At 30.6% G+C, this 25,550-nt stretch carries 21 protein-coding genes; 7 read left to right on the forward strand and 14 right to left on the reverse strand.

Annotated features, from left to right (window positions below):
• Nucleotides 1-7 precede the first annotated feature (7 nt).
• From LQ609_RS00330 to mqo, 5 genes are all read right to left on the reverse strand, one after another.
• Nucleotides 8-1,150: a glycerate kinase gene (locus LQ609_RS00330; protein ID WP_119634570.1), complete on the reverse strand. Its 1,143-nt coding sequence runs from the start codon at nucleotides 1,148-1,150 to the stop codon at nucleotides 8-10.
• A 117-nt stretch (nucleotides 1,151-1,267) separates the two neighbouring features.
• Complete coding sequence (locus LQ609_RS00335) at nucleotides 1,268-1,684, reverse strand: VOC family protein (protein ID WP_174221864.1); 417 nt, start codon at nucleotides 1,682-1,684, stop codon at nucleotides 1,268-1,270.
• Nucleotides 1,685-1,813: 129 nt separating this feature from the next.
• A complete protein-coding gene (locus LQ609_RS00340; protein ID WP_115337481.1) occupies nucleotides 1,814-3,064 on the reverse strand; it encodes a Y-family DNA polymerase in 1,251 nt (416 codons plus the stop codon).
• A gap of 164 nt (nucleotides 3,065-3,228) precedes the next feature.
• Nucleotides 3,229-3,633 (reverse strand): sporulation protein, encoded by a 405-nt coding sequence (locus LQ609_RS00345; protein ID WP_078356350.1) that lies wholly within the window; start codon nucleotides 3,631-3,633, stop codon nucleotides 3,229-3,231.
• Between the two features lie 136 nt (nucleotides 3,634-3,769).
• Entirely contained in the window at nucleotides 3,770-5,254 is a 1,485-nt protein-coding gene (gene mqo, locus LQ609_RS00350) for a malate dehydrogenase (quinone) (protein WP_078356349.1), read from the reverse strand.
• A gap of 397 nt (nucleotides 5,255-5,651) precedes the next feature.
• Here mqo and LQ609_RS00355 point away from each other — a divergent pair, with 397 nt between their 5' ends.
• Both LQ609_RS00355 and LQ609_RS00360 read left to right on the forward strand, forming a co-directional pair.
• Nucleotides 5,652-6,662, forward strand: coding sequence for a cation diffusion facilitator family transporter (locus tag LQ609_RS00355; RefSeq protein WP_078356348.1), 1,011 nt, complete (start codon nucleotides 5,652-5,654; stop codon nucleotides 6,660-6,662).
• Between the two features lie 2 nt (nucleotides 6,663-6,664).
• The gene (locus tag LQ609_RS00360; RefSeq protein ID WP_078356347.1) at nucleotides 6,665-6,850 is read left to right on the forward strand and encodes a 2-hydroxymuconate tautomerase; all 186 of its coding nucleotides are present in this window, start codon (nucleotides 6,665-6,667) and stop codon (nucleotides 6,848-6,850) included.
• 79 nt (nucleotides 6,851-6,929) lie between these two features.
• Here LQ609_RS00360 and LQ609_RS00365 read toward each other — a convergent pair whose 3' ends face one another.
• Nucleotides 6,930-7,907: an LCP family protein gene (locus LQ609_RS00365; protein ID WP_239734213.1), complete on the reverse strand. Its 978-nt coding sequence runs from the start codon at nucleotides 7,905-7,907 to the stop codon at nucleotides 6,930-6,932.
• A 154-nt stretch (nucleotides 7,908-8,061) separates the two neighbouring features.
• Here LQ609_RS00365 and msrA point away from each other — a divergent pair, with 154 nt between their 5' ends.
• Nucleotides 8,062-8,562, forward strand: a complete 501-nt coding sequence (gene msrA, locus LQ609_RS00370) for a peptide-methionine (S)-S-oxide reductase MsrA (RefSeq protein ID WP_239734214.1) — start codon at nucleotides 8,062-8,064, stop codon at nucleotides 8,560-8,562.
• 90 nt (nucleotides 8,563-8,652) lie between these two features.
• Entirely contained in the window at nucleotides 8,653-9,270 is a 618-nt protein-coding gene (locus LQ609_RS00375) for a DedA family protein (protein WP_239734215.1), read from the forward strand.
• A gap of 86 nt (nucleotides 9,271-9,356) precedes the next feature.
• On the opposite strand, the gene mprF is transcribed toward LQ609_RS00375, so the two are convergent.
• From mprF to glcT, 4 genes are all read right to left on the reverse strand, one after another.
• Entirely contained in the window at nucleotides 9,357-11,882 is a 2,526-nt protein-coding gene (mprF, locus tag LQ609_RS00380) for a bifunctional lysylphosphatidylglycerol flippase/synthetase MprF (RefSeq protein ID WP_239734216.1), read from the reverse strand.
• Nucleotides 11,883-12,040: 158 nt separating this feature from the next.
• Nucleotides 12,041-13,282 (reverse strand): AI-2E family transporter, encoded by a 1,242-nt coding sequence (locus tag LQ609_RS00385; protein WP_078356342.1) that lies wholly within the window; start codon nucleotides 13,280-13,282, stop codon nucleotides 12,041-12,043.
• Between the two features lie 427 nt (nucleotides 13,283-13,709).
• Entirely contained in the window at nucleotides 13,710-15,776 is a 2,067-nt protein-coding gene (gene ptsG / locus LQ609_RS00390) for a glucose-specific PTS transporter subunit IIBC (protein ID WP_107510097.1), read from the reverse strand.
• A gap of 123 nt (nucleotides 15,777-15,899) precedes the next feature.
• A complete protein-coding gene (gene glcT / locus LQ609_RS00395; RefSeq protein ID WP_078356340.1) occupies nucleotides 15,900-16,736 on the reverse strand; it encodes a glucose PTS transporter transcription antiterminator GlcT in 837 nt (278 codons plus the stop codon).
• Between the two features lie 101 nt (nucleotides 16,737-16,837).
• Here glcT and LQ609_RS00400 point away from each other — a divergent pair, with 101 nt between their 5' ends.
• Nucleotides 16,838-17,821: a DUF1002 domain-containing protein gene (locus LQ609_RS00400; protein WP_208143835.1), complete on the forward strand. Its 984-nt coding sequence runs from the start codon at nucleotides 16,838-16,840 to the stop codon at nucleotides 17,819-17,821.
• Between the two features lie 44 nt (nucleotides 17,822-17,865).
• Here LQ609_RS00400 and alsT read toward each other — a convergent pair whose 3' ends face one another.
• The 3 genes from alsT to parE all read right to left on the reverse strand — a co-directional run bounded on the left by alsT (nucleotide 17,866) and on the right by parE (nucleotide 23,940).
• The gene (gene alsT, locus LQ609_RS00405) at nucleotides 17,866-19,437 is read right to left on the reverse strand and encodes a glutamine transporter AlsT (RefSeq protein WP_078356338.1); all 1,572 of its coding nucleotides are present in this window, start codon (nucleotides 19,435-19,437) and stop codon (nucleotides 17,866-17,868) included.
• A gap of 85 nt (nucleotides 19,438-19,522) precedes the next feature.
• Nucleotides 19,523-21,937 (reverse strand): DNA topoisomerase IV subunit A, encoded by a 2,415-nt coding sequence (gene parC, locus LQ609_RS00410; protein ID WP_119634341.1) that lies wholly within the window; start codon nucleotides 21,935-21,937, stop codon nucleotides 19,523-19,525.
• Nucleotides 21,937-23,940 (reverse strand): DNA topoisomerase IV subunit B, encoded by a 2,004-nt coding sequence (gene parE / locus LQ609_RS00415; protein WP_208143839.1) that lies wholly within the window; start codon nucleotides 23,938-23,940, stop codon nucleotides 21,937-21,939. Before parE ends, parC begins: the two co-directional genes overlap by 1 nt.
• A gap of 201 nt (nucleotides 23,941-24,141) precedes the next feature.
• Between parE and plsY the strand changes: the two genes are divergently transcribed.
• Both plsY and LQ609_RS00425 read left to right on the forward strand, forming a co-directional pair.
• Nucleotides 24,142-24,723, forward strand: coding sequence for a glycerol-3-phosphate 1-O-acyltransferase PlsY (plsY, locus tag LQ609_RS00420; RefSeq protein WP_239700417.1), 582 nt, complete (start codon nucleotides 24,142-24,144; stop codon nucleotides 24,721-24,723).
• A 13-nt stretch (nucleotides 24,724-24,736) separates the two neighbouring features.
• Nucleotides 24,737-25,036 (forward strand): HesB/YadR/YfhF family protein, encoded by a 300-nt coding sequence (locus LQ609_RS00425; RefSeq protein WP_078356334.1) that lies wholly within the window; start codon nucleotides 24,737-24,739, stop codon nucleotides 25,034-25,036.
• A 53-nt stretch (nucleotides 25,037-25,089) separates the two neighbouring features.
• Here LQ609_RS00425 and menI read toward each other — a convergent pair whose 3' ends face one another.
• On the reverse strand, nucleotides 25,090-25,536 hold the full coding sequence (menI, locus tag LQ609_RS00430) for a 1,4-dihydroxy-2-naphthoyl-CoA hydrolase MenI (protein WP_078356333.1): 447 nt from the start codon (nucleotides 25,534-25,536) through the stop codon (nucleotides 25,090-25,092).
• Between the last annotated feature and the right edge of the window lie 14 nt (nucleotides 25,537-25,550).

Genomic DNA, 25,550 nt, shown 5'->3' on the forward strand with positions numbered 1-25,550 from the left:
CTTTTTCTTATTTATTAATCATTTTTATCGTTCTAAATATTTGTTCAGTTTGTTGTTCTATTAAACAACTACTATTCTGCATAGCTTCTTCTAAATTCATTGGACCATTAGTAATACTATATGCAGCTGTTAGACCTTGGTTATATAGCTCAGATAAATTCCCTTCAACACTTCCGCCAAGAGCTATAATTGGTATTCCATATTCATGTGCCTTTTGACACATACCAGATATCACTTTTCCACCAGCTGTTTGTCCATCTATTTTGCCTTCACCCGTTATAATCAAATCAAAGTTCTCTTGTTTTAACATTTCATTTAATTCTACAAAGTCTATAACAAGTTCAATTCCTCTTTTTAAATTTGCATTTAAAAACGCAAACATACTGCCAGCTGTACCACCTGCTGCACCAGCCCCTTCAATCTGATGAATAGAAAGATTTTTTTGTTGCTCAATTATATTCGCAAATTGCTCTATAGCATTATCAAGAATTTTAACAACCTCAACTGAAGCACCTTTTTGAGGTCCGAATATGTAACTAGCGCCATTTGTTCCTATAAGTGGATTTGTAACATCACATGCAATTTCAAAATTCGCTTCTTTCATTAATGACATAACATTAGAATCATCAATCGTGACAATATCTTTGATATATTGTCCACCAAGATTTATATCAAGTCCATTTTTATCCAAAAATCTGAATCCCAATGCTTGTAACAAACCAACACCAGCATCATTTGTAGCACTACCACCTAAACATATAATGAAATGTTTAATATTTCGTTCTAGAGCATCTTTAATAAGCATTCCAGTACCATACGTTGTTGTTTTTAACGGATTAAGCTCTTCAGCATTAAGAAGATCTATGCCAGAACTAGTTGCGAGTTCAATAATTGCGGTCTTACCATCACCAGAAATGCCGTATTTAGATTCCATTTGTCTACCTAAAGGATCAACACTATTTGCTGTCACCACAGTACCATTAGTAGCCTGAACCAAATTTATCATCGTACCCTCGCCACCATCAGCCATTGGTAGAATAACAGTTTCAGATTTAGAATCTACTTTTAATATTCCATTTTGCATAGCATGAGCAACAGTTAAAGCATCCGAACTCCCTTTAAAAGAATCTGGTGCAATCAACACTTTCATATATTACGCCACCTTTATAATAGGTTATCTCAGTTTATTTTACCATTTTTTAATTCTCTAAAATATATAAGGATAGAGGCTGAGACAAATAATTGTCCCAGCCTCTATCCTTATATATTATTCTTGATGTGTATAACTTAAATCCCAACCTATACCAAATTTATCTATAACTTTAGCATATGTTTGTCCCCAAAAAGTTTTACCTAGTTCCATTTGAACCTGGCCACCTTCTTTAAATATATTATACACTTCATTTATCTTATCTTCTGTTTCAAATTCTATAACAATGTATACGTTATGGTTTTGACTCAATGAGTCATCATCATTCGGTATATCTGAAAACATAAATAAATGACCATTCACTTCTAATTGTGCATGAATAATTCTATTAGAATCTTGTGCCGCATCCACACCTGCGTCACCATACGTTTGTGATTCTCTTACACTTCCATCTAGCGCTTCACTATAAAATGCCAATGCTTCTTCGCAAGTTCCGTTAAAGTAAAGATAAGGTGTAACTTGTTTAATCACCATGCACCACTCCCCATATTTGAATGTCAGTCAAAATAAGTATATAAATGTGATTAAAGTTTGTCAAATGTTAATAATATTTACATTATATACACAAAGGAGAAATATAACTACTTTCGTTTATAAGTTGATTTAGATTATTTGATCGTTAATTAAGTTTCTGTCCCAATTTATTTCATTAATTAATAATTCAAGTCCTTCATTTCTTAATCTTTCAAATTTTTCTATAAACATATTAAGTTCACGAGCTCTTTCAGGTACAAAATTATTAAGTGAGATATTTAATTCATTATATTTTTCTGCTTTATCACATAGTTGTTCAGAAAAACTCCATATAACTCTAAATATATCCATAGCTATATTTGTGCCATCTTTTAAAGTATATTCTTTTGAGATTCCATCACTTTGATCATTTTTCAAAGAAAATGAAATAGTCTTTACTAATAAATTTCTTGATCTTAATTGTTTGGTTAAACTTTCCACTGTTTCAAGTATGATACTTTTCATTTCAAAATATTGATAGTTCTGCGAAAGTTTTAAATTATATTTTATTTTTGGTTTAATTATATTGTGAATGTCTTGAACCTTGTTTAAGTCTATACCATTACTGTTAAGATGCAAATCCTGGCTTATTTCTCCATATGATTTCTCTAATTTTTTTAAAGGATAGTGCGCTAAATCTCCAACTGTGTATATTCCTATTTCATTTAAGTCTTTCTCAACCCGTTGATTAATTCCCCACATTTTATTTAATGGATGTATTGGCCACAACTTTGAAGGTATGTCTTCATATTTCCATTCAGCAATTAACTGTTTATTATTTTTCGCTTCTATATCTAATGCAGATTTACTCAGAAACATATTTGGACCTATTCCAATTGAATATTTCATATGCATTTGTTCTTCTATTTCTCTCTTCAACATACTTGCAAAGTCAAATGGTGTTGAACAATAATATTTAAATACTTTAGTTATGTCAATAAATATTTCTTCAACATTATACTGTTGAATATCTTCAAATTCTACATATTTAAGTAAAATTTTATATATAGCAATTGATTGATTGATATAGTGATTCATATTGGGATTAATAATGTAAATATCATTTCTTTGAGGAATTTCAAATAACCTAGCACCCGTATCTATACCTAACTTTTTCAATGGTTCAGTAGCAGATAAAATAATCGCACCTTTCCTTTTAGTATCTGAAATAACTGCCAATTTATTCTCATCAGGATTTATACCTTTACTCATACATGACACGTTCGCAAAAAAGCTATTCTGATCTATGCATAAAATATGTCTCTTCTCATATAAACGGTAATCATACATAAAATCACCTTCCATCGTCGTATTAAATATATTTTCATTATATACGAACATACGTTCTGTTTCAAGGTATATATTTTAAAGAGTAACAATAAAAGCAGTTCTCAGTTAAAGTGCTTATAAGGATAGCCATAAAAGTTCATTTGATTACAAAATAGGAGGTTGAGACAATTAATTTGTCTCAACCTCCTATTTAAGTACTAAACCTATTTCACGTTCTATCTAACTATTTCTAGTCTTTCTTCATCATCAGCGCCAACTGATTGTTCTATATGGACGTGTGTCTTTAAAAAGATTTCTTCAGGCTCACCTTTAAATTCAATTTGCTCTAATTTGAACTCAAATTCATATTCTTGATGATCTTTCTTTTTAATTAAAAAGGATTTATTTACTTTGTGCTTATGCAATTCATAATCAAATTCTGAAAAATCACTGTCCTCATTCTGATTATTAACACGTTCAATTAACGACAACATAATGTATTCAACTTTTAAATCACATGTTCCACCTTTAAATATTACTTTTCCTTTAATAGGTTCTTCTTCATTAAAAGTTGTTTTTTCTAGTCGTGTATCGATTGTTAGATTACCGATACCTATAGAGGTAAGTAATTTTTCAAACATAATTCAAATCCCCCTTAAACTTCATTAAGGCTAGTTTAACCCGATTAAACTAAAATTTAAAGAGAATTTATGAATATTTTTTTATTTCCTAATAAAAAATAAAACATAAGTAACATACCTATGTTTTATTTCTTAATTATTTATATAAACCTAATGCTTTTGATGTGGATGTATTTATCTCATTAAATAAATCTGGATGTTCAGATAAATTTAAACCAAATGAAGGTATCATCTGTTTAATTTTATCTTCCCATTTTGTAAAGTTATCAGGGAAACATTTTTCTAGCAACTGAATCATAACATGTACAGCTGTTGATGCACCTGGTGACGCTCCAAGTAAAGCTGAAATTGAACCATCTTCACTTGTTACGAGTTCTGTACCAAATTGCAATGTTCCTTTACCGCCTTCATTAGTGTCTTTTATTACTTGAACACGTTGACCTGCGATAACGATATCCCAATCTTCTAACTTAGCAGTTGGTATAAATTCTTTAAGATCTTCTAATCTCTTTTCATCAGATAAAAGTACTTGTTCAACTAAATACTTTGTAAGTCCCATTTCCTTTAAACCTGCAGATAACATTGTAAAAACGTTATTAGGTTTAACTGAACCAAATAAATCTAAATTTGATCCTGTTTTTAAGAATTTAGGTGAAAACCCTGCGAACGGTCCAAATAACAACGTTCTCTTACCTTCTATATATCTTGTATCTAAATGTGGTACAGACATAGGTGGCGCACCTACTTTGGCTTTACCATAAACTTTTGCTTCGTGTTTCGCAATAACTTCATCGTTATTACAAACCATAAATAAGCCACTTACAGGGAAACCACCAATGTTTGAAGCTTCTTTAATACCTGTTTTTTGAAGAAGAGGTAAACTTCCTCCACCAGCGCCTATAAATAAGAATTTAGTATTATGGTATTCTACTTTTTTAGTTTCACCATTGTAAATCTTTAATTGCCATGTATTATCTTCGTTTCGACGAATATTTTGTACAGAGTGATTGTAGTTTAGTTCAACACCCTTCTCATTTAAATCATCTAGTAAAGAACGTGTTAAATTACCAAAGTTAACGTCAGTACCTGATTCAATCTTAGTTGCAGCAATTCTGTCATCAGCTGGACGTCCTTCCATCATAAGAGGCATCCAATGTTTCAATGTTTCAAAATCATCCGTGAAAGTCATACCTGGGAATAGCGGATTACTTGATAACGCATCACAACGTTTTTTAAGAAACTGAACGTTCTTTTCCCCGTATACAAAACTCATATGTGGCACAGGACGAATAAAAGTTTCAGGATTAGGTAAGCTTCCTTTATTAACTAAATAAGTCCAAAATTGTTTTGATAATTGAAACTGCTCATTTATTTGAATTGCTTTATCAATATTTACAGAACCATCCGCCTCTTCTTTTGTATAGTTCAATTCGCATAATGCCGAATGACCTGTCCCAGCGTTGTTCCATTCATTAGAACTTTCTTCGGCTGGTTTTGATAATTTTTCAAATAATTTAACTTCTAAGTTTGGTGATAGTTCTTTAAGCATCATACCTAAAGTAGCACTCATGATACCCCCACCAATTAATATTACATCTGTTTTCTTATGTAATGAATTCATAATTAACTACAGAGCCCCTTTCAATATTAACCTATTTGACTATATATTAATGTCCATAAAAAATATACAAATTAATAATTTTATTTGAAATAATCTATGTATTATCTCTATTATAAACCTATTAGATTCATTTAAAAAGTGACAACAAGTACACATAGTGTAATATGTATTTTTTAATAGGATGTTACATTAAAATAGTCCGAAATTAGTATAACCTAATTACTATATCAATATAAATAGTATAACATATTCCTTAATTAATAGTTTTAAAAATTCCAATAATACAAATAGTTTACATAATATAATTATGATTATTATAAAATAAATGCTTATTTATTATTAAAATGTGGTATTTAAATGATATAATCATAACAATCTAATTTTAAAGGAGTAATATATGAAAGATTTTCTGAATATACTTAAAAAAGGAAGCAAGTCTTCTCTATCTGCTGCAGTAGTTAATTTTATTCTTGGTTGTTTAAAGCTACTTGCCTTTATTTTTACAGGAAACATCGCTATGTTTGCAGAAATGATGCATTCATTTGGTGACTCAGCAAATCAACTATTTGTATTTATAGGTTCTGCTTTTTCTAAAAGAAGCCCAAATCAAAAGTTCCCATTAGGCTATGGCAGACTAATAAACCTTGTTTGTTTAATTGCTGTAATCATTGTTGGTATTCTTTCTTACGAAACGATAAAAGAAGGTTTTCACCACATTATTCATCCAAACAGTACAGATGGCCCGTTACTATTCTTTTGGATAAACATCGGCGTTTTAGCAATTGGTATTGTACTTGAAGCCGTTGTTTTAAGAAAAGCTGGTAAAGAAATATTAGAAGAAGCCGGCGAAAGCAGTAAAGGTCTGCTATCTCCATTTACAAAAAGTTATTTATTTATAGGTAAAGCAAAGCCTGCAACAAAGTTAGTATTTATGGAAGATACTGTTGCAACTGGTGGTGGTGTTATTGCCGTTATATCAATAATCATTGCACGCTTAACAGGATTAGGCATGTTAGAAGGTATCGCATCAGTAATCATAGGTGTAATGATGTTTATTATTGTAGGTATTATTTTTATAGAAAATGCTCAAGGCGTATTAGGCATTGCTGATCACGAATCAGAAATCCATGCTTCTAGAGTGATTTTAGATGATAAGTCTATTGCTGATATTAAACGTTTAGCAGTCATAAAAGAAGGAGAGGCACTTCATATAGAATGTTTATTAGAGGTAAATCAAAACTTTACACTGAAAGAGTTGTCAGAAATAAGAAAACGGATTATATTAAAACTGTTAGACTTATCACATGTTGAAGACGTGAATATAGAATTCATTGAAGATGATGGTCAAACAGACTGGAATGGAGATTCAGGTCCTTCAGCAAATATTCAATATGACAAGGAGCGTTAAATATGCCAATCGTAAACATTAAGTTAATTGAAGGTAGATCAGACGAACAATTAAAGGGTCTTGTAAAAGATGTAACTGAAGCAGTTCATCAAAATGCTAAAGCACCGAAAGAAAATATTCATGTAATCATTGAAGAAATGAAACCTGAGCATTATGGAGTTGCAGGCGTACGTAAATCTGATTCATAATCTTCGAATAAATAAAATATAAAAAAGCATTAAATGATCAATTTGATCATTTAATGCTTTTTTTGTTTCCTTAAAATAGTTACTCGTTAAGAAATTTTTTAATTGCTTCTTTATTTTTCTCTTTATCAATCTTAAGAACAGCGCCATTTTCAACATCATTTGCATTTGTATATGAACCTTTTACTGGTACTGTTAATGTTTTTATATCTTTATCGCCTCTAGCTATAAAACTAGCTCCCGTTTTGTATATTGTTGGATCATCTAAATTAGTATTCACATATCCTCTAGCAATTCCAGCTAATTTAGGTGCTTTCATTACAGAGTCTACACTTAATAATTCAGATTTAAGCCCTGTCATTACTTGTTGTTGCCTTCTAACTCGTCCAAAATCGCCTTCTTCGTCATTTCTATACCTTGCATAACCTAGTAATTCTTTCCCGTTTAAGTTATGTTGACCTTTTTTCAAAGAAACGCCGATTTTTTCAGACATATCTTTTTCAACATTGATTGGAACACCTTTTGGCGATATTTCATCAACCATTTGTTCAAATCCATCAAAATCAATGATTGCATAATATTCAGGATCAATATCAAGATTCTTTTTCAATGTCTTACGCAGTAATTCAGGTCCCCCTAGTGAATACGCTGTATTAATTTTATAATTGCGATAACCACCTGGAATTTCTGAATAAATATCTCTCATGACTGATACAATTTTAAGATCTTTCTTTAAATAATCATATTGAACAACCATAATTGAATCTGTTCTTGGTTGTGAATTATCTACTTTACGATCTTCCCCTAACACGAGAACATTTACTTTACCATCATTTCTTGTTGTACTATGGAATTTATGCAATTCATTCTTTTTCCCATGATCAGAAGAAACCTTTAAGCCTGATTTATAAGAAGCATTAATATAAAATCCAAGAGCAACTAATAGTAAGATGATACCTAAGATAATAAAAGGTCTTTTTTTAATTCTACGCTTTTTATTTCTTTTTGGTACATTCGTTTGACGATTGTCATCTGTTTCTGATTGATTTTGCGAAGTCATTGTTACCAACCTTTTATCTTCAAAATTGAGACTAATTATATTATAATGAGACTCATACATTAAGTTAAACAATTTCTCAATTAAAAATCAAGAAAAATTGCGAACCTAATTAAAAAATAAGACTTGAGACTGAATAAAGGATGGTAAAAATATAATGAATATGAATAAAGCGTATTTTGCAGGTGGATGCTTTTGGTGTATGGTTAAACCATTCGACGAATATGAAGGAATTGATAAAGTAACTTCTGGCTATATGGGCGGAACAACTAAAAATCCTACGTACGAAGAAGTTAAACAAGGACATACTGGTCATTTAGAAGTAGTAGAGATCCAATATGATGTTGCTTTGTTCTCATATAACAGATTATTAGAAATTTATTTCGCAATAATAGACCCTACTGACGCAAATGGACAATATCAAGACCGTGGTACACAATATCAAACAGCTATTTTCTATACAAATGAAGATCAGAAGAAATTAGCTGAACAATATATTGAAGAATTGAATAAAAAGTTACCTGGAGATAAGTCAGTTGTGACTAAATTATTGCCTTATCAACCTTTTTACGAAGCTGAAGATTATCATCAAGATTTCTATAAGAAAAATCCAGCTCGTTATCAAGAAGAACAGGAAATCAGAAGAAGTTTAAAATAATAATGTGCTAAATTAACAACATATAATGATGTTATACTGCTATTTTTATGTAGCAATATTGTCAATTCATATATAATAGAGGAGCATGTCATGGAACATTGGATTACTGAATTTATGACACAATATGGCTATATTGGTGTCTTTATCCTAGTATTTTTAGAGTATGTTATACACCCTTTCCCATCAGAAATCATCTTAACTTTTGCAGGTTTTATGACTTCTCAATCAAATTTAAATATTTTCATCGTATGTTTAATTACAGTAATTGCAGCAGTACTTGGCGCACTTGTGTTATACAGTATCGGAGCCTTTATAGGTGAAGAGCGATTATATAAATTTGTAGATAAACGTGGAAAATATATAGGTATCAAAACTCAAGATTTAGATAAAACTATTAAATGGTTAGAAAAATATGGACATTGGGCAATCTTCATTGGCAGATTTATACCAATCGTCAGAACATTAATATCTTTACCAGCTGGAATTACTAAAATGAACTTACCAGCCTTTATATTATTAACAGCAATCGGAACTGGTATATGGAACATTTTTCTTATAATGTTAGGTAAAACTTTAGGAAGCCATTGGCATGAAATTTTACTTTATGTAGGCATGTACTCTAAAGTGTTTATTATTGTTATAGCAATAGCTGCACTTTATGTGATTTATTTATGGTATAAGAGAATTAAAACAACACGTGCTAATTAAATAATAAAAAAAGAGCAGAATTTCATTTTTACAATGAATTTCTGCTCTTTTTAATTTTTTAAGACATTCATGTCCAGACTCTTTTTTTACTTGTGGTTTATCGTTAATGACACTCTAACTAAATTCCATAATAACGAACTATATTTTCTATAAACTAAATATCTTGGTTCCCAATCTGGAGCGAATTTTTGTTTATAGTTTCGTAATCCTTGAAAGCTATATAAACTGTTCATATTCTCGAATACTTTTGCAGCAAATTTCTCTCTTAAATAAGCATGTTTATTGAGTCCAACATTCGACAGTGTAGCCATTCCCATATTAAACTGTTTGTATCCTTCTTCTTTTGCCCACAACAACATATGGATATATAAAGCATCCATCATAGAAATATCTATATCTTTATTCCATCTTATTAAATCTATAGAAACAGATTGATTATAATTCGTATACATTAATGTACAAAATCCTACTATTTCATTACTTACGTTTCTAATTACCGCAATCGGTGCTTTATTTAAATAGTCTAAATTAAATGCACCGACTGAGAAATTCATTTCTTTCTTTTCTCCTAACCAACTATCACTAATTGTTTGTAACATTTTAATATCTTCTTCGGAATATGGCGTGTTTATTATTTCAAATTGATAACCTTCTGATTCCAACTTATTATAAGTTGCACGCATTCCACGTTTTTTCTTTCCAGATAAACTGAAAGCATTTAAATCTATCAAGGCTTCTTCTCCTAATTTGAAAAAGACATTTCCATAATCATGATATAAAGATAATAATTTACTTTGTACTTGATAGAAAATGATGTCATACCCTAAGTAATACATTTGATCATAAAAGGCATTTAATGTTTCATTGAATTTATCTTTATTACCTATTGGGTCTCCAAGTACAATCACTGCATTCATAGTATAGCGATACATAATAAATACATCTTCATCTTTATTTACAAAAAATGATTTATCTCCCGTAAATGCTAAATGACTTACGTAAGATCCTTCATGATTATTGATTATATTGTTTATTGTTTCATAACTTGAATTTGTTGATAAAGATTTCTGATATTTTTTGGAAAGCATAAATGTGATGCATACACCAATTAAACATAAAATTGCAAGCACAATCCAAAACATCGTAAACACTGCATATTTATCAAATTTAGTAACTTCATGTGGATATAAATTTAAATAATTCACCGAAACGATTCGATTAAATATAAACATAGTAAAGATAAGGACACCACTTAAAACAATTTTGATAGGTGTCATATTTTTCTTTACGACAATAGCTTTTTTATACCCAATAAATAGCAATACAAGCAAAATGGCTAACCATAAAAAGGCAATAATGGTACTATTTGATAATATACATACAATCAACATTACAATAACAGAAATAATGCTCATTAACGTAGATCTCATAGTTCCTGACATCACACCTTTTGCACATATAAGCAACATTAGTGTTGATGCTGTATGCAACGCTAATATAATTGAATAAAACATGAAATGATGAGAATAAATCGCATCATACAATATTAGTATATGATTAAAATATAATACAAAACCTGTAATGCCTGAAAGTAATCCTAATGATAATGAAGGGATTTTCGCCATAAAATCACTTTGAACAGATTTAATAAACGATGTTGTATCCATAGCAGGTGTATAAAATTTACTTTCTTCGATATATTTTTTAGCTATGCCTCCAAACTCAATTGTTGATAGCCCTAGTGCAATTATAAATGGGAAGAAATAGTAAGCTACTCTATACAACAGCAATGCTAGTAATACTTGTTCTTCTGGCACGCTTAGTGATTTAATACCGAGTAAAATAACTAAGTCAAAAGCACCAAATCCACCTGGTATCATACTAATTAATCCAGATAATGCTGCAATTACAAATATTCCAACTAAATGAGCATAATCAATATTTATATGAAGTGCTTTTAAAATAATAAATAATAGAAAACTTGCAGCTAACCACTCTAAAGCTGATACTATTGTAAACTTTACCCCAAGAAATCTATCTCTTCTAATCGATGGTTTTAAAAAAGAAAATATAATAAACAATGGTAAAAATAAACTGCCTATATATAATACAATTTTTGCCCAATATATATTTGCCAATAAAGTATCAGCATTAAAAATACCTAATACAATTAACACACATAGCAAGCTTAACCCACTAAGCATTGATAATAGTAATAATGAAACGCTTTTAATTAATTCTTTTTTATCATTTACATCATTTCGATAAGAATAGATCCTTAAACCAGCTCCAATTAACCCACCAAATCCTAATATGCTATTAAATGTGTTAATAATGTAGCTTATAGATAAAATTTTGTGTATAGGCAAACTAATTTTTAATGATTGCTTTAGCATGATGTCATATAAGGATAATACTGAGACTGAAAGTACGCCTAACAATATAATGCCTACAAAATATGCTGTATTCATTTCTCTAAATAATACTATTGTTTTTTTAAAGTCTATTTTTCCAATTTCATTATGTAAAACATAGATAACGACACATAATATCGTACAAATAAACAAAAGCTTTACTAAAGAAAAAATTTTTTTACGTTTTAATATATTCATATATCAACCTTCTCTTACTTTATTCTCCCAAATAATACCATATAATGACATAAAATAGAATTCATTCATCGTTAAGCATTAATTAAAATAAAAATTAATAAATAAATAAACTGCCTCAAAGCTGTACTTTGTAGGCAGTTTTAAAATTAATTTGAATTTTATTGTTCTCTATCAGGTAAAACTTCATCATCATTAAATTCGTATGGACCTGAATCGTTTTGATAATATTTATTATATCTACGTTTAAATAATGTAAATACATGTGATACAGCTACTTTAATAATTGCATATGCTGGAATACCAAGGATTACACCTAATACTCCTGCTAAATTACCTGCACATAATAATACAAAAATAATTGTTAATGGATGAATTTGCATTGTTTTACCCATAATATTTGGTGAAATAAAGTGACCTTCTAAAAATTGTACAGCTGCCCATACTATAGCAAGCTTTAACAGCATAAATGGTGAATCAATAGCTGCTAATACAATTGCAGGACTTATGGCAATCATTGGTCCTAAATAAGGTACTACGCTCGTAACAGCAGCAATACTTGCAAGTGTTAAAGCATATTCCAGACCAATGATTGAATAACCAATAAATAATAATACACCAATACAGAATGCAACTATCATTTGACCTTGAATATATGAACCTACTTGTACATTCATTTTATCAATTAAATCATGTGTATCTTTTCTAAATTTTGGTGGCATAATACTAATAAAATAGTTTCTAAATTTTCCACCATCTTTAAGTAAGAAGAACAAGACAAATGGGAATGTAATAATGATCACAACTACATGTGTAATCGTAGATACAAATGATTGAAACTTATTACCAAAATCTCCTAATGAGTTAGATATTTTTTTAGGAATATCACTAAAGTTTTGTTGTACCCAAGTTTGAGCTTGAGCATAATAATCAGCTACAAAAGAATTTTGAGAAAGTTTTTGAATCCTATTACTAAATTCTTGTACATATGATGGTAAATTTTTCGAAAAACTTTCAACTTGATTTTGAACTACAGGAATCAATAAAGTCACAACAAGTGTTAACGCTCCTATAATAGCAAGTAATAAAATGATAATACCCCATAATCTTGAGATATTAAATTTTTCCATAAAATTAATAATTGGGTTAAATAAATAAAACGCAACAAATGCAACAATAATTGGGCCAACTAAAGTTGTTGTAATTGTTACTAAAGGTTCAAAAATGAACGATACGTTTTGAAAAATAAATATCGTTAAACCTATCAAGATCAATAATCCTAAAATAAAATATATATCTCTACCGCCAAAAAACTTCATAAATCTAGAGATTTTATTATGAGAATTATTGGATTTTGTTTCTCTTTCCAAAAAAAGCCCTCCTTCTAAAAGTTTATAATCCATTATACCCTAATCGTATTACTTTAAAAACTAAAAACTTACAAATATAGTTTACATAATATAATTATATTTGTTTTATCTAAAAATAGTTATTTCTACCGATTTTGTAAAGTGCTGACGCCCGAGGGAATCGTATGCGTGAGAGACTACAGGCTCGAACCATACCCTAGTCAAGCATGCACGTACAAAATCGTAAGATTTAAAAAATAAATACTGCTAACGATTTTGTAAGTGCTGACGCCCGAGGGAATAGTATGCGTGAGAGACTACAGGCTTGAACCATACCCTCTGGCAAATGCACGTACAAAATCGTAAGATTTAATAAAAAATAAGCACATCACTGTAAACTTTAAAAATCAGTTACGTGATATGCTTATTTATTTTGAGTTAGGACTTATATCCCAATCACATTTTAAAAATTCATTTAAACTTATTTAACGACTAAAATTTTATCGCCTTGTTCAACTTTACCAGTAACTAATGTTTCTAAAGTTGAGTCATTTAAGTTTGTAATAACAATAGGAGTAACTGTACTATCTGCATTTTCTTTAATGAAGTCTAAATCCACTTTCATTAAAGCTTGTCCCTTAACAATGTCAGTATCAGCTTCTGCTAAAATTTCAAAACCTTTACCTTCAAGCTTAACTGTTTCTAATCCGAAGTGAATTAATAATTCAACACCTTCATTAGATTCTAAGCCGATTGCATGTTTTGTAGGGAATGTCATTTTCAATTTACCATCAAATGGAGCAACTACTTCTCCAGTTTCTGGCATAATTGCAATACCATCACCCATCATTTTTTCAGAGAACACTTTATCTGGTACTTCAGAAATATTAATCACTTCACCTTTAATTGGAGAATAGATTGTAGCGCCACCTTCAGCAAGAATTGCAGCACTTTCTGCATCACCATCTTCAGTTACAGTTGTTTCAGTTGGTTTAGAAATTTCTCCAGAAATAATACGTGCCATATCATGTTTAATTTGATCTGACTTAGGACCAAAGATTGCTTGAATATTATTTCCTACTTCAAGTACGCCAGAAGCACCTAAACTTTTTAATTCATTTTTGTTAACTTCTGATTTATTTAATACTTCTACACGAAGTCTCGTAATACAAGCATCTAAATGCTTGATGTTTTCTTTACCACCCATTGCGTCTAAAACATCGAATGGTAATTCTGCTACTGAACTATTACGTGTTTCAGTTTCTTTATCTTCTCTACCAGGTGTTTTTAAATTAAATTTCTTGATAGCGAATGTAAATAAGAAGTAATAAACAAGAGCATATATAATACCTACTGGAATAACTAATAGCGCGTTTGTTCTATCCCAGTTTAATAATCCGTATAATACATAGTCTATAAACCCACCTGAGAATGTCATACCTATTTGAATATGTAACAAGTGCATTACTAAGAATGATGTACCTGCTAAAATTACGTGAATTCCATAAAGTACTGGTGCCACGAATAAGAATGAGAATTCTAAAGGTTCTGTAATACCAGTCAAGAATGATGTTAAACCTGCAGATAGCATTAAGCCACCAACAACTTTTTTACGTTCTGGACGAGCTTGACGATAAATCGCATAAGCTGCTGCTGGTAAACCGAACATCATAAATGGATATTTACCAGTTGTAAATGCACCAGCTGTAAATGGTACACCATCTTTAACTTGTGCCATAAAGATTCTTTGGTCACCACGTACTAACTCGCCAGCAGAGTTAACATAGTTACCGAACTCAAACCAGAATGGTGAATAGAATATATGATGCAATCCGAAAGGTATTAAAGCACGTTCAATAATACCAAAGATAAATGTAGTTAACGCTAAGTTTTTATCCAATAAGAATGTAGATAAATTATTTAATCCATCTTGTATTGGTGGCCAAGCAAATGAAAGAATAATACCTGCCACAATTGCAACAACTGATGTAATAATTGGTACAAATCGTTTACCTGCAAAGAATCCTAAGAAAGGTGGTAAATTAATATTATAATATTTGTTATAGCACCATGCAGCAAGTGCCCCCATTATAATACCACCGAACACACCAGTTTGAAGTGTCGGAATACCTAATACTAATGCATGTGCAGGATCTTTAGCTGTTTGCCCTAAAGTTTTAGCACCTTCAGCATAACTATAGATTTCATCAATTGAGATACCTTTTACAACACCCATGGTAGTATTCATAATCAAATAACCAACAAGAGCTGCTAATGCTGCTACGCCATCTCCTCCTGCTAAACCTAATGCGGTACCGAGTGCGAATAGTAATGGTAAATTATCAAAAATAATTTGACCGGATGACTCCATTACTGAAGCTACCATAACTATAGCATCAGTTTTTAACCAAGGTGCAATTTCAACGAACTGATCATTCTGCATTGCATTCCCGAATGCAAGTAAAATACCCGCTGCTGGTAGAATCGCAACTGGTAACATTAATGCTTTACCAATACGTTGCAATTGACCAAAGAATTTCTTAAACATATTTAATACCCTCCTATTTGTTTAACTTTATAAATTACGGCATGAAAAAAGGCATGAGCAAAGAAACTTACCATATTGGTAAAGTCTATTTGCTCATGCCTGATCGTATCAGTAACACGCAATTTATAAGTTATTATTAAAGTGTTGGATGTGCATTGTTAAATATGCCAATTCAGATTGATAAACTGGTTTCTTTAACTGTGTTTGCATCATCTTCACTATCTTTACGGATATATTATAGCACATTGGATATTGCGCTTTCAATAGCATTTCGATATTAGTTGCATCTGGTATTCTTTCATCGGCTAAAACTCTTTGTATCGCAAAGTGAAGATGCCTTACAAACCGGCTATAATTAATACTATTTTTATTAACATTAACTTCAAGGCCTTCTTCTATTATAATTATAGCTTTCTGAATAATTTCTTTTATATTGTGAATATCATGTATTGAATGATTAACTTCTGCTGAATGAATATGTAAAGCTATGAAGCCAGCTTCTGATTCAATAAATTGCAAATTTAATTTTTCATTCAACGTTTTAACAGCTTTTTCTGCTATTTGATATTCCCTTGGATAAAGAAGTTCTGTTTCTTTTAAAAATGGATTATGAACATGTATACCTTCTTTAATACGTTTGATTGCAAATATGATATGATCTGTTAATGAAATTAAAGTTTTTTCACTTACACTTCCACCTAATTGTTTATCAATACCATTTACTACTTCTAATACAATATTAAAGATTTGTTCATTTGTGCCATCTAATAATTGCTTGTATTTATTTTTATCATTTTCAGATTCAAGCAAATAAACTTTCTCTATTAAATCTGTATTAATTTCTTCACCTTGTTTTTTACCAAAACTAATCCCCTTACCTACTAATATGACTTCATTATCATAATAGTTAGCAACTAACACATTATTATTTAACGTTTTTTCTATAATGTATTTTCCCATATCTCAAACCTCATTCTGAAGACCTATTACATATTATACAATTGATGATAATATAATGATAGATATTTTTAATATCAATAACATTGAGGATGTGCAAACATATGAAGAACATGAAACTATATATATTAAGTATTTTATCTGTTTTACTACTTTCAACAATTTTATATCCGAAACACCAAGCTCAAGCTGTAACTGAGGAAGCATGGAATAATGCGGTTACTGTTTATGGAGCAGCTTTAGAAAATAATCCATCTGCTAAAGATACAACATCAAACTTATTAGGTTCTAAAAACAGTGATAAAACAACTTACGTTAATGCTGATGATTTAAATAAGTATTTAAATATGCAATCATCGAATGATGTTTTAAAATCAAGTATCCGAATTACTAAAACATCAAAAGGTAGTGGACTAAACTTAAACATAAATCAAGATCAAGGAAAAATCACAAAAGTCACAGAAGATACTTATAAAAATGCTTTAATGACTGCTGGTATCAAGGATGCTGACGTTACAATCGCTTCAAGTGAAGATGTAACAGGTGAGAGTGCTCTAGCAGGTGTTTACAAAGCCTTTGAAGCACAAGGAGAATCAGTCGATTCAAGCAGAACTCAAGTTGCTCAAGAAGAATTATCTACTATTAATCAAATATCTGATGAAAATAGCAATCAAGAAGGTTTTTCACAATCACAATTAAATAAGACGATTGCAGAATCTAAACAAGCTGTAGCAGAAAAATCAGGGAATGTTACAGTGAATGAAATTACAAATATCGTAAATCAAAAAATTGAAGACAATGGTTTAACTAATATTATTAGTGACAATCAAATAAACATGATAGTAAACGTCATTGATAAAGCGCAACAAGATGGTGTCTTTAGTGGTGAAAATGCAAAAGACTTTATCAATAACTCAAAAGATTATGTTAATGATCTAGTTAAATCAGATGATTTTAAAAATGCAAAAAAAAATGCAGAAGATCTAGGTAATAATATCAAAGATAAATTACAAGATGAAGGCTTCTGGGATAAAATAGTAAATGCAATTAAAGATATCTTTAATTCTTTAACTAACCTTTTCAAATAAAAAAAAGCACAATTCAAAATGAATTGTGCTTTTTTTTATTATTGTTATTTATCTTTATTATCATAGTCATCATCAATATTTTCAAAAGTATTTTCTTTAGGTTCTTCATACTTTGTATCAATATCTGATGTTTCTTGCTTTCTTACTTTTTTATCTTTTTTTGTTTCTTTTTTGTAAGGATTATCTCCCCATGCTTCAATATTACTAAAGTTTGCACTTAAATTTTCAATTTTAAATACAGGATTTAATTTGCGTTTTCTTTGTGCTCTATAGTCTTTTGCAACTTCAAACACAACTGTAGCAAGTCCGAATAATGCAACTATATTAATAATTGCCATTAATCCCATAAATAAATCAGCTGTATCCCAAACTGTTTGAACTTGAATAACTGATCCTACAAACACCATTCCTACAACTAATATTCTAAAAATAAACATGATGATTTTATTTTTAGTTAAATATTCAATGTTTGATTGACCGTAATAGTAGTTACCTATTATTGAAGAAAATGCAAACATAAATACTGCTATTGTAAGGAATATACCACCAAATTCACCTACATGAGTTGTAAGTGCTTGTTGAGTTACTGCTACACCTTGTTCTGCATCTGGACCAAATTGTAAGTCTGTGTATAGTAACAACATTATAGCTGTTGCTGTACAAATAACCATAGTATCGAAAAATACACCTAATGATTGGATTAAACCTTGTTTAACAGGATGACTTACTGCTGCTGTTGCTGCTGCGTTTGCCGCAGAACCCATACCTGCTTCATTTGAGAATAAACCACGTTTAATACCTTGCATAATAGCAAAGCCCATAGCTCCACCGAATGCTGGATGAAGACCGAATGCACTTTTAACGATATTTTGTATCATTGGCCAAACTTGATCTATATTTATTACTAAAATATAACCAACTAATATGATGTACCCAATTGCCATAATTGGAACAATAAATGAAGATACAGTAGCGATACTTCTAACACCGCCAAATATTACTAATGCTGTAATGACAGCCAAAATAATACCAGTAATGACGTTAGAAAATTCATATTGTTCGTTTAAAGATGCTGCTATAGTATTAGATTGAACTGTATTGAATACAAATGCAAAAGTGACTGTGATTAGTACTGCGAATAAAACACCTAACCATTTTTGTCCTAATCCATGTTCTATGTAATAGGCTGGTCCACCTCTATAGCCGCCTTCTTTATCTTTAACTTTATATACTTGAGCTAATGTTGCTTCAAAGAATGCACTTGCTGCACCAATAAAAGCAATGACCCACATCCAAAATACTGCTCCAGGGCCACCTAAAACTATTGCTGTAGCAACACCAGCAATGTTACCAGTACCAACTCGTGAGGCTGCACTAATCGCGAAAGCTTGGAAAGAAGAAATACCTTTTCTTCCATCTTCTAGTGTTTCGGGTTTTTCAAAAATCACTCTAAACATTTCTGGTAACCATCTTAGTTGTACAACTTTAGAACTTATTGTAAAGAAGACACCAGCTAGTAAGAGTAAGAAAATCAAGTTTTGAGTCCAAATTAAATCATTACCCCATTGCACAAAGTCATGAAACCAACTTGGGATATAACTATCAAAATTCTTCAAAGAAATCCCTCAATTCTAATTAATATAATCATAATAAATCGCTATCATGATTTTACCATGTGCGATTAATTATGACTATATATTTTTATTCGATTGCTTTTTCTTCAAAATAAGCACCAATGACTTGTCCAAAATCATTTTCATCAACAATAAATCTACCGTTTGTATATCTTTCACTATAGTTAAAATCTTTCATATTAACTTTCACACGATCTTTTTCTGATAAAATGACACATGATTCATCTTCTGAACTTGTCAGTGCATTGATAATTGAATGTGATTTAGATTTTAATTCTTTTAATATCATTAAACCACGTTGGGCTCTTTTGGCTGGTACAAATTGATCAGCTTTCATTCTTTTCACTGAACCACGATTCGTAATGATTAATACCGATTGATTATCTGGTAATGTATCTGTCATAACAACATTATCATTTTCTTTTAAATTTATAGATTTAACGCCTGCTGCTTTTAATCCAATATCAGACAATTCGTCAGTATCATAAGTTAAACTCATTCCTTTTTCTGTTATAACTGTAATAAGTTCATCTTCAGTAATTTTCAATACAGATACGACCTCATCGTCCCCTTTAAGCTTAATTGCAACTAAAGGTCTCGTAATTCTTGAAGCTTTAAATTTATCATTTGTTGATTTCTTAATCATACCGTTTTTAGTAGCAATAATATAATTAGAATCCTGTTTGAAATCTGTTTCTTTATAAACAGAAATTACTCTCTCATCATCACTTATAGGAATCATTTGTGATATATGTTTACCTAAATCTTTCCATTTTAAGTCAACAATTTCATGTACAGGTATAAATAAATAATTACCTTGAGATGTGAATACAATTAAAGTATCTTGAGTATTCATCTTTTCGTGCATTAATAAGTAGTCTCCATCTTTAAGACCCACTTCTTCAACTCCACTAGCAATATAACTTCTGTTAGATGTACGTTTAATATAACCATCATGTGTTACTGAAACAATTGTTTCTTCGCTAGGAACGAGTATTTCTTTTTCGATTTTAATTTCTGAAATTTTTTCTTCGATTACAGTTAAACGATCATTAGCAAATTCTTTGCGAACAGCTCTTAATTCATTTTTAATAACTTTTAATAGTGTTTTTTCATTTTGAAGAATATCATTAAGTCTCTCTATAGTCTTCTGTAATTCATCAAATTCGTTTTCAAGTGAAACTATATCTGTGTTTGTAAGTCTATATAATTGTAGCATTACGATTGCTTCAGCTTGTTCTTCAGTAAAATCATATTTTTCTATTAAATTTTCTTTAGCGTCACGTTTATTTTTTGATGCCCTAATTGTTTCTATTACTTCGTCTAGAATAGATAATGCTTTAATCAAACCTTCTACAATATGCATTCTCTTTTCAGCTTGTGATAATTCATATTGTGAACGTTTAGTCACAACTTCTTTTTGGTGTTCTACATAACTTTCTAGTATTTGTTTTAATCCTAGTAATTCTGGACGTCTCTTATTAATAGCTACCATATTGAAATGATATAGAACTTGTAAATCAGTATTTTTATATAAGTAATTTAATACACCTTCACTGTTTACATCTTTCTTAAGTTCAATTGCTATCCTTAAACCGTTTCTGTCTGTTTCATCTCGAACTTCAACTATACCTTCAATTTTCTTATCTGCTCGTAGCTCATCTATTTTCTTAACAAGTGTTCCTTTGTTTACTTCAAAAGGTACTTCAGTGACAATGATTTGTTCACGTCCACCTCTAATCGTTTCAATTTCAACTTTACTACGAACTACTATTTTACCTTTACCTGTTTTATAGGCTTTTTTTATACCATCTAATCCCTGTATAATACCACCTGTTGGGAAATCTGGACCTTTAATATGTTCTATTAATTCATCTATTGTTGTACTAGGTTTATCAATTAATTTCAATGTTGCATCTATTACTTCACCTAAATTATGTGGTGGAATATCCGTTGCATACCCGGCTGAGATACCAGTTGAACCATTTACTAATAAGTTAGGGTATCTAGCTGGTAACACCATTGGCTCCATTGCAGTATCATCAAAGTTTTGTATATGATCTACTGTTTCTTTATCTATATCTTGTAAAAGAACTTCAGCCAACTTACTTAATTTTGCTTCTGTATAACGCATTGCTGCTGGAGGATCATTATCAATACTACCGTTGTTACCGTGCATTTCTATTAGAACATGTCTTAATTTCCAATCTTGGCTCATACGAACCATTGCTTCATAAACAGAAGTATCACCATGTGGATGATAATTACCAATAACATTACCAACAGTTTTAGCACTTTTTCTAAAGTTTCTTTCAAATGTATTGCCGTCTTTATACATTGCAAATAAAATTCTACGTTGTACAGGTTTTAAACCGTCACGTACATCTGGAAGTGCACGGTCTTGGATAATATATTTACTGTATCTACCAAATCTATCACCTATAACATCTTCTAAAGGAAGGTTTTGAATTTGTTCAACCATTAATTAACTTCCCCCTCTATTGATTCTACCTCGTCATCTAATACTTGAATATCATCACTTTCAAGTATACTTTGGTCTTCTTGCATACCAAATTGAACATGTCTTTCAATCCATTCTCTACGTGGTTCTACTTTATCACCCATTAATGTTGTAACTCTACGTTGTGAGCGAACTTCATCATCAATACTCACTCTTATTAATGTTCTCGTTTCTGGGTCCATTGTAGTCTCCCATAATTGATCGGCATTCATTTCACCTAAACCTTTATAACGTTGTAAAGTGAATCCTTTACCAATTTTTTTCATTAATACTTCTAAATCCTCGTCTGTCCAAGCGTACTCAATCTGCTTACTTTTCCCTTTACCTTTTTCTAATTTATATAAAGGAGGTAATGCGATATAGACTTTTCCAGCTTCTAATAACGGTCTCATATATTTAAAGAAGAATGTAAGTAATAACACTTGAATATGGGCTCCATCAGTATCTGCATCGGTCATTATAATTATTTTATTATAATTACTGTCTTCAATACTGAAATCAGCGCCGACTCCGGCTCCGATAGTATGAATAATCGTGTTAATTTCTTCATTTTTAAAAATGTCATCTAATTTAGCTTTTTCAGTATTAATTACTTTACCTCTTAAAGGTAAAATTGCTTGGAATTTACGATCTCTACCTAATTTAGCTGAACCACCTGCTGAATCACCCTCAACAAGATAAAGTTCATTTTTCTCAGTGTTTTTACTTTGAGCTGGTGTTAATTTACCAGACAACAATGTTTCTTTACGTTTATTTTTCTTTCCGTTTCTTGCCTCTTCACGTGCTTTTCGAGCTGCTTCACGTGCTTGAGAAGCTTTAACAGCTTTTTTAAGCAATGATTTTGATAGTTGCCCTTTTTCTTCTAAATAGAAAGGAAGTTGATCAGACATTACTGAGTCCACAGCAGCACGGGCTTCAGTAGTACCTAACTTAGATTTAGTTTGTCCTTCAAATTGTAATAAATCTTCAGGAATTCTAACTGATATGATAGCGGTTAAACCTTCACGAATATCACTACCGTCTAAGTTTTTATCTTTTTGTTTAAGTTCGCCAATTTTACGAGCATATTCATTAAATACTCTTGTAAAAGCTGTTTTTAATGCTGTTTCATGTGTACCACCATCTTTAGTACGTACATTATTAACAAAGCTCAAAATCGTTTCAGAATATTGATCATTGAATTGAAAGCTAATATCTACTTCTATTTGATTAGATTCACCACTAAACATTGCTACATCATGAAGTACATCTTTACCTTCATTCAAATATTTAACAAATTCTTTAATACCATCTTCATAATGGTAAGAAATTTCTCTTGGCTCATCGCCTCTTAAATCGCTTATTTTAATTTTCAATGCTTTCAACAAGAATGCAGACTCTTGTAATCTCTCGCACAGCGTATCAAAATTATAATGTGTAGAAGTCTTAAAGATTTTAGAATCCGGTTTAAAATGAACAGTTGTACCAGTTTTACGTGTTTTCCCCTTTTTCTCTAATGTTGTAACTGGTATCCCACCGTCTTTAAATGTTTGCTTATAAATATAACCTTCTCTATATATCGTTACTTCCAACCATTCACTTAAAGCATTAACTACTGATGCACCTACACCGTGTAAACCACCAGATGTTTTATATCCACCTTGGCCAAATTTACCCCCAGCATGGAGTACTGTAAAAATAACTTCTGGAGTTGGTTTACCAGTCTTATGTAATCCTGTTGGCATACCTCTACCATTATCCGACACAGATATACTATTATCTTTATGAATTGTCACTTCTATTTCAGTTCCAAATCCATTTAAAATTTCATCAACAGAGTTATCTACTATTTCATATACTAAATGGTGAAGTCCTCGAACATCTGTTGAACCAATATACATTCCGGGTCTTTTTCTAACTGCTTCTAACCCTTCAAGTACTTGTATTGAATCTTCACCATATTGAACTTTTGCTTGTTTATTCAATATTTCTCCTCCTACAAACGTACGTTCGTTTCTTTTACTATACATTAGTTATTTTGTTATAAATCCCTAGAAAATGCAAGCCCTATCCCAAATAGTGGTACAATTTCACTTTACATTATGACCACATTAGCATATTTTTAAATAGTAACCGATAATCAGTTATGGTAAACTATTAGTACCTGCTATCAAAGGAGTGTTTCAATAATGACATTTGTTGTTATTATACTTAGCTACTTAGTTGGATGTTTCCCAAGTGGCCTCGTGTTAGGTAAATTATTTTATAAAAAAGATATTCGACAATTTGGAAGTGGCAATTTAGGTGCCACAAATACATTTAGAGTATTAGGGAAAAAAGCTGGATTTCTTGTTATGTTTTTAGACATATTCAAAGGTTTCATTGTAGTTTTCTTTCCATTATGGTTTAATGTAGATATTCCTAGTATATTCATAGGTATTTGTGCAGTTATCGGTCATGTATTTCCTATCTTCTTGAAATTCAAAGGAGGTAAGGCTGTTGCCACAAGTGCTGGCGTCATTCTTGCTGTGCACCCATTATTACTCATAACACTAGCATTTATATTCTTTATAATTTTATATTTAACAAAATATGTATCATTATCTAGTATCTTAGCAAGTGTATGTTGTGTAATTGGCGCAATATTCATAGGTGACTTAACTTTCTTCATCGTATCAGTTGTCATCATGATTATTCTACTCGTTAGACATCAATCTAATATCGTAAGAATATTCAAAGGAAATGAACCAAAAATCAAATGGATGTAAAGGAGAATGCACTATGAATTTAGAAATTACTGATAAAGCAATCGAATGGTTTAAAGATGAATTAGAATTCGGTGACAATCAAGCATTAAGATTTTTCGTTCGCTATGGCGGTGAATTTCAATTAAAACAAGGCTTCTCACCAGCTTTTACTGTAGAACCTTTAAGTTCTTCAGAAATAGGCTTTAAAGATGTTAAAAATGACATTCCGTTTTTTATTGATGAAAAAGATTTATGGTACTTTGAAGGTAACGATTTAGTAATTGATATAAACGATAATGGAGAAATTAAATATGAAGTTAAAACTTCAAGATAAACTATAAAAAGCAGATGTATTTCGTTAATCAAGCGAAACACATCTGCTTATTTTTATAACTTACGATCAATACCTTTTTCAGTTTCTTCATGAATTTTCATATACGCTTCATGCCACTCAGGAAAACTTTTATCTAATCTAATCGGTCTATTTGATCCTTTTTTCAAGCAAACATGTGTTGTTGACCCAGTAGAAACAACTTCTCTATTCTCATTTAAAATCTCATAAGAATATATGGATCTGATTGGTGAATAATGTGAAATCCAAGTTTTAATAATAACTTTTTCAGGATAAGTTATTGATTGTTTATACTTAATATTCAAGTCTACTACAGGTGAAATAATACCTGCCTTTTCCATATCTGCATAACTAAAACCAGCTTTATAAATATAGTCTGTTCTTGCAACTTCAAACCATATTGCATAATTGGCATGGTATACAACACCCATTTTATCTGTTTCTGCATATCTTACATCTATTGGTGTTTCACTATAAATCATACTTCTATCCCTCT

It is taken from the genome of Mammaliicoccus sp. G-M28 (genome assembly GCF_022386595.1).
Lineage (GTDB): Bacteria > Bacillota > Bacilli > Staphylococcales > Staphylococcaceae > Mammaliicoccus > Mammaliicoccus fleurettii.

Bases quoted from the DNA above. Each gene is read 5' to 3' on its own strand.
- LQ609_RS00330 (WP_119634570.1), bottom strand. From the start codon at position 1,150: ATGAAAGTGTTGATTGCACCAGATTCTTTTAAAGGGAGTTCGGATGCT.
- LQ609_RS00335 (WP_174221864.1), bottom strand. From the start codon at position 1,684: ATGGTGATTAAACAAGTTACACCTTATCTTTACTTTAACGGAACTTGC.
- LQ609_RS00340 (WP_115337481.1), bottom strand. From the start codon at position 3,064: ATGTTCGTATATAATGAAAATATATTTAATACGACGATGGAAGGTGAT.
- LQ609_RS00345 (WP_078356350.1), bottom strand. From the start codon at position 3,633: ATGTTTGAAAAATTACTTACCTCTATAGGTATCGGTAATCTAACAATC.
- mqo (WP_078356349.1), bottom strand. From the start codon at position 5,254: ATGAATTCATTACATAAGAAAACAGATGTAATATTAATTGGTGGGGGT.
- LQ609_RS00355 (WP_078356348.1), top strand. From the start codon at position 5,652: ATGAAAGATTTTCTGAATATACTTAAAAAAGGAAGCAAGTCTTCTCTA.
- LQ609_RS00360 (WP_078356347.1), top strand. From the start codon at position 6,665: ATGCCAATCGTAAACATTAAGTTAATTGAAGGTAGATCAGACGAACAA.
- LQ609_RS00365 (WP_239734213.1), bottom strand. From the start codon at position 7,907: ATGACTTCGCAAAATCAATCAGAAACAGATGACAATCGTCAAACGAAT.
- msrA (WP_239734214.1), top strand. From the start codon at position 8,062: ATGAATATGAATAAAGCGTATTTTGCAGGTGGATGCTTTTGGTGTATG.
- LQ609_RS00375 (WP_239734215.1), top strand. From the start codon at position 8,653: ATGGAACATTGGATTACTGAATTTATGACACAATATGGCTATATTGGT.
- mprF (WP_239734216.1), bottom strand. From the start codon at position 11,882: ATGAATATATTAAAACGTAAAAAAATTTTTTCTTTAGTAAAGCTTTTG.
- LQ609_RS00385 (WP_078356342.1), bottom strand. From the start codon at position 13,282: ATGGATTATAAACTTTTAGAAGGAGGGCTTTTTTTGGAAAGAGAAACA.
- ptsG (WP_107510097.1), bottom strand. From the start codon at position 15,776: ATGTTTAAGAAATTCTTTGGTCAATTGCAACGTATTGGTAAAGCATTA.
- glcT (WP_078356340.1), bottom strand. From the start codon at position 16,736: ATGGGAAAATACATTATAGAAAAAACGTTAAATAATAATGTGTTAGTT.
- LQ609_RS00400 (WP_208143835.1), top strand. From the start codon at position 16,838: ATGAAGAACATGAAACTATATATATTAAGTATTTTATCTGTTTTACTA.
- parC (WP_119634341.1), bottom strand. From the start codon at position 21,937: ATGGTTGAACAAATTCAAAACCTTCCTTTAGAAGATGTTATAGGTGAT.
- LQ609_RS00425 (WP_078356334.1), top strand. From the start codon at position 24,737: ATGAATTTAGAAATTACTGATAAAGCAATCGAATGGTTTAAAGATGAA.
- menI (WP_078356333.1), bottom strand. From the start codon at position 25,536: ATGATTTATAGTGAAACACCAATAGATGTAAGATATGCAGAAACAGAT.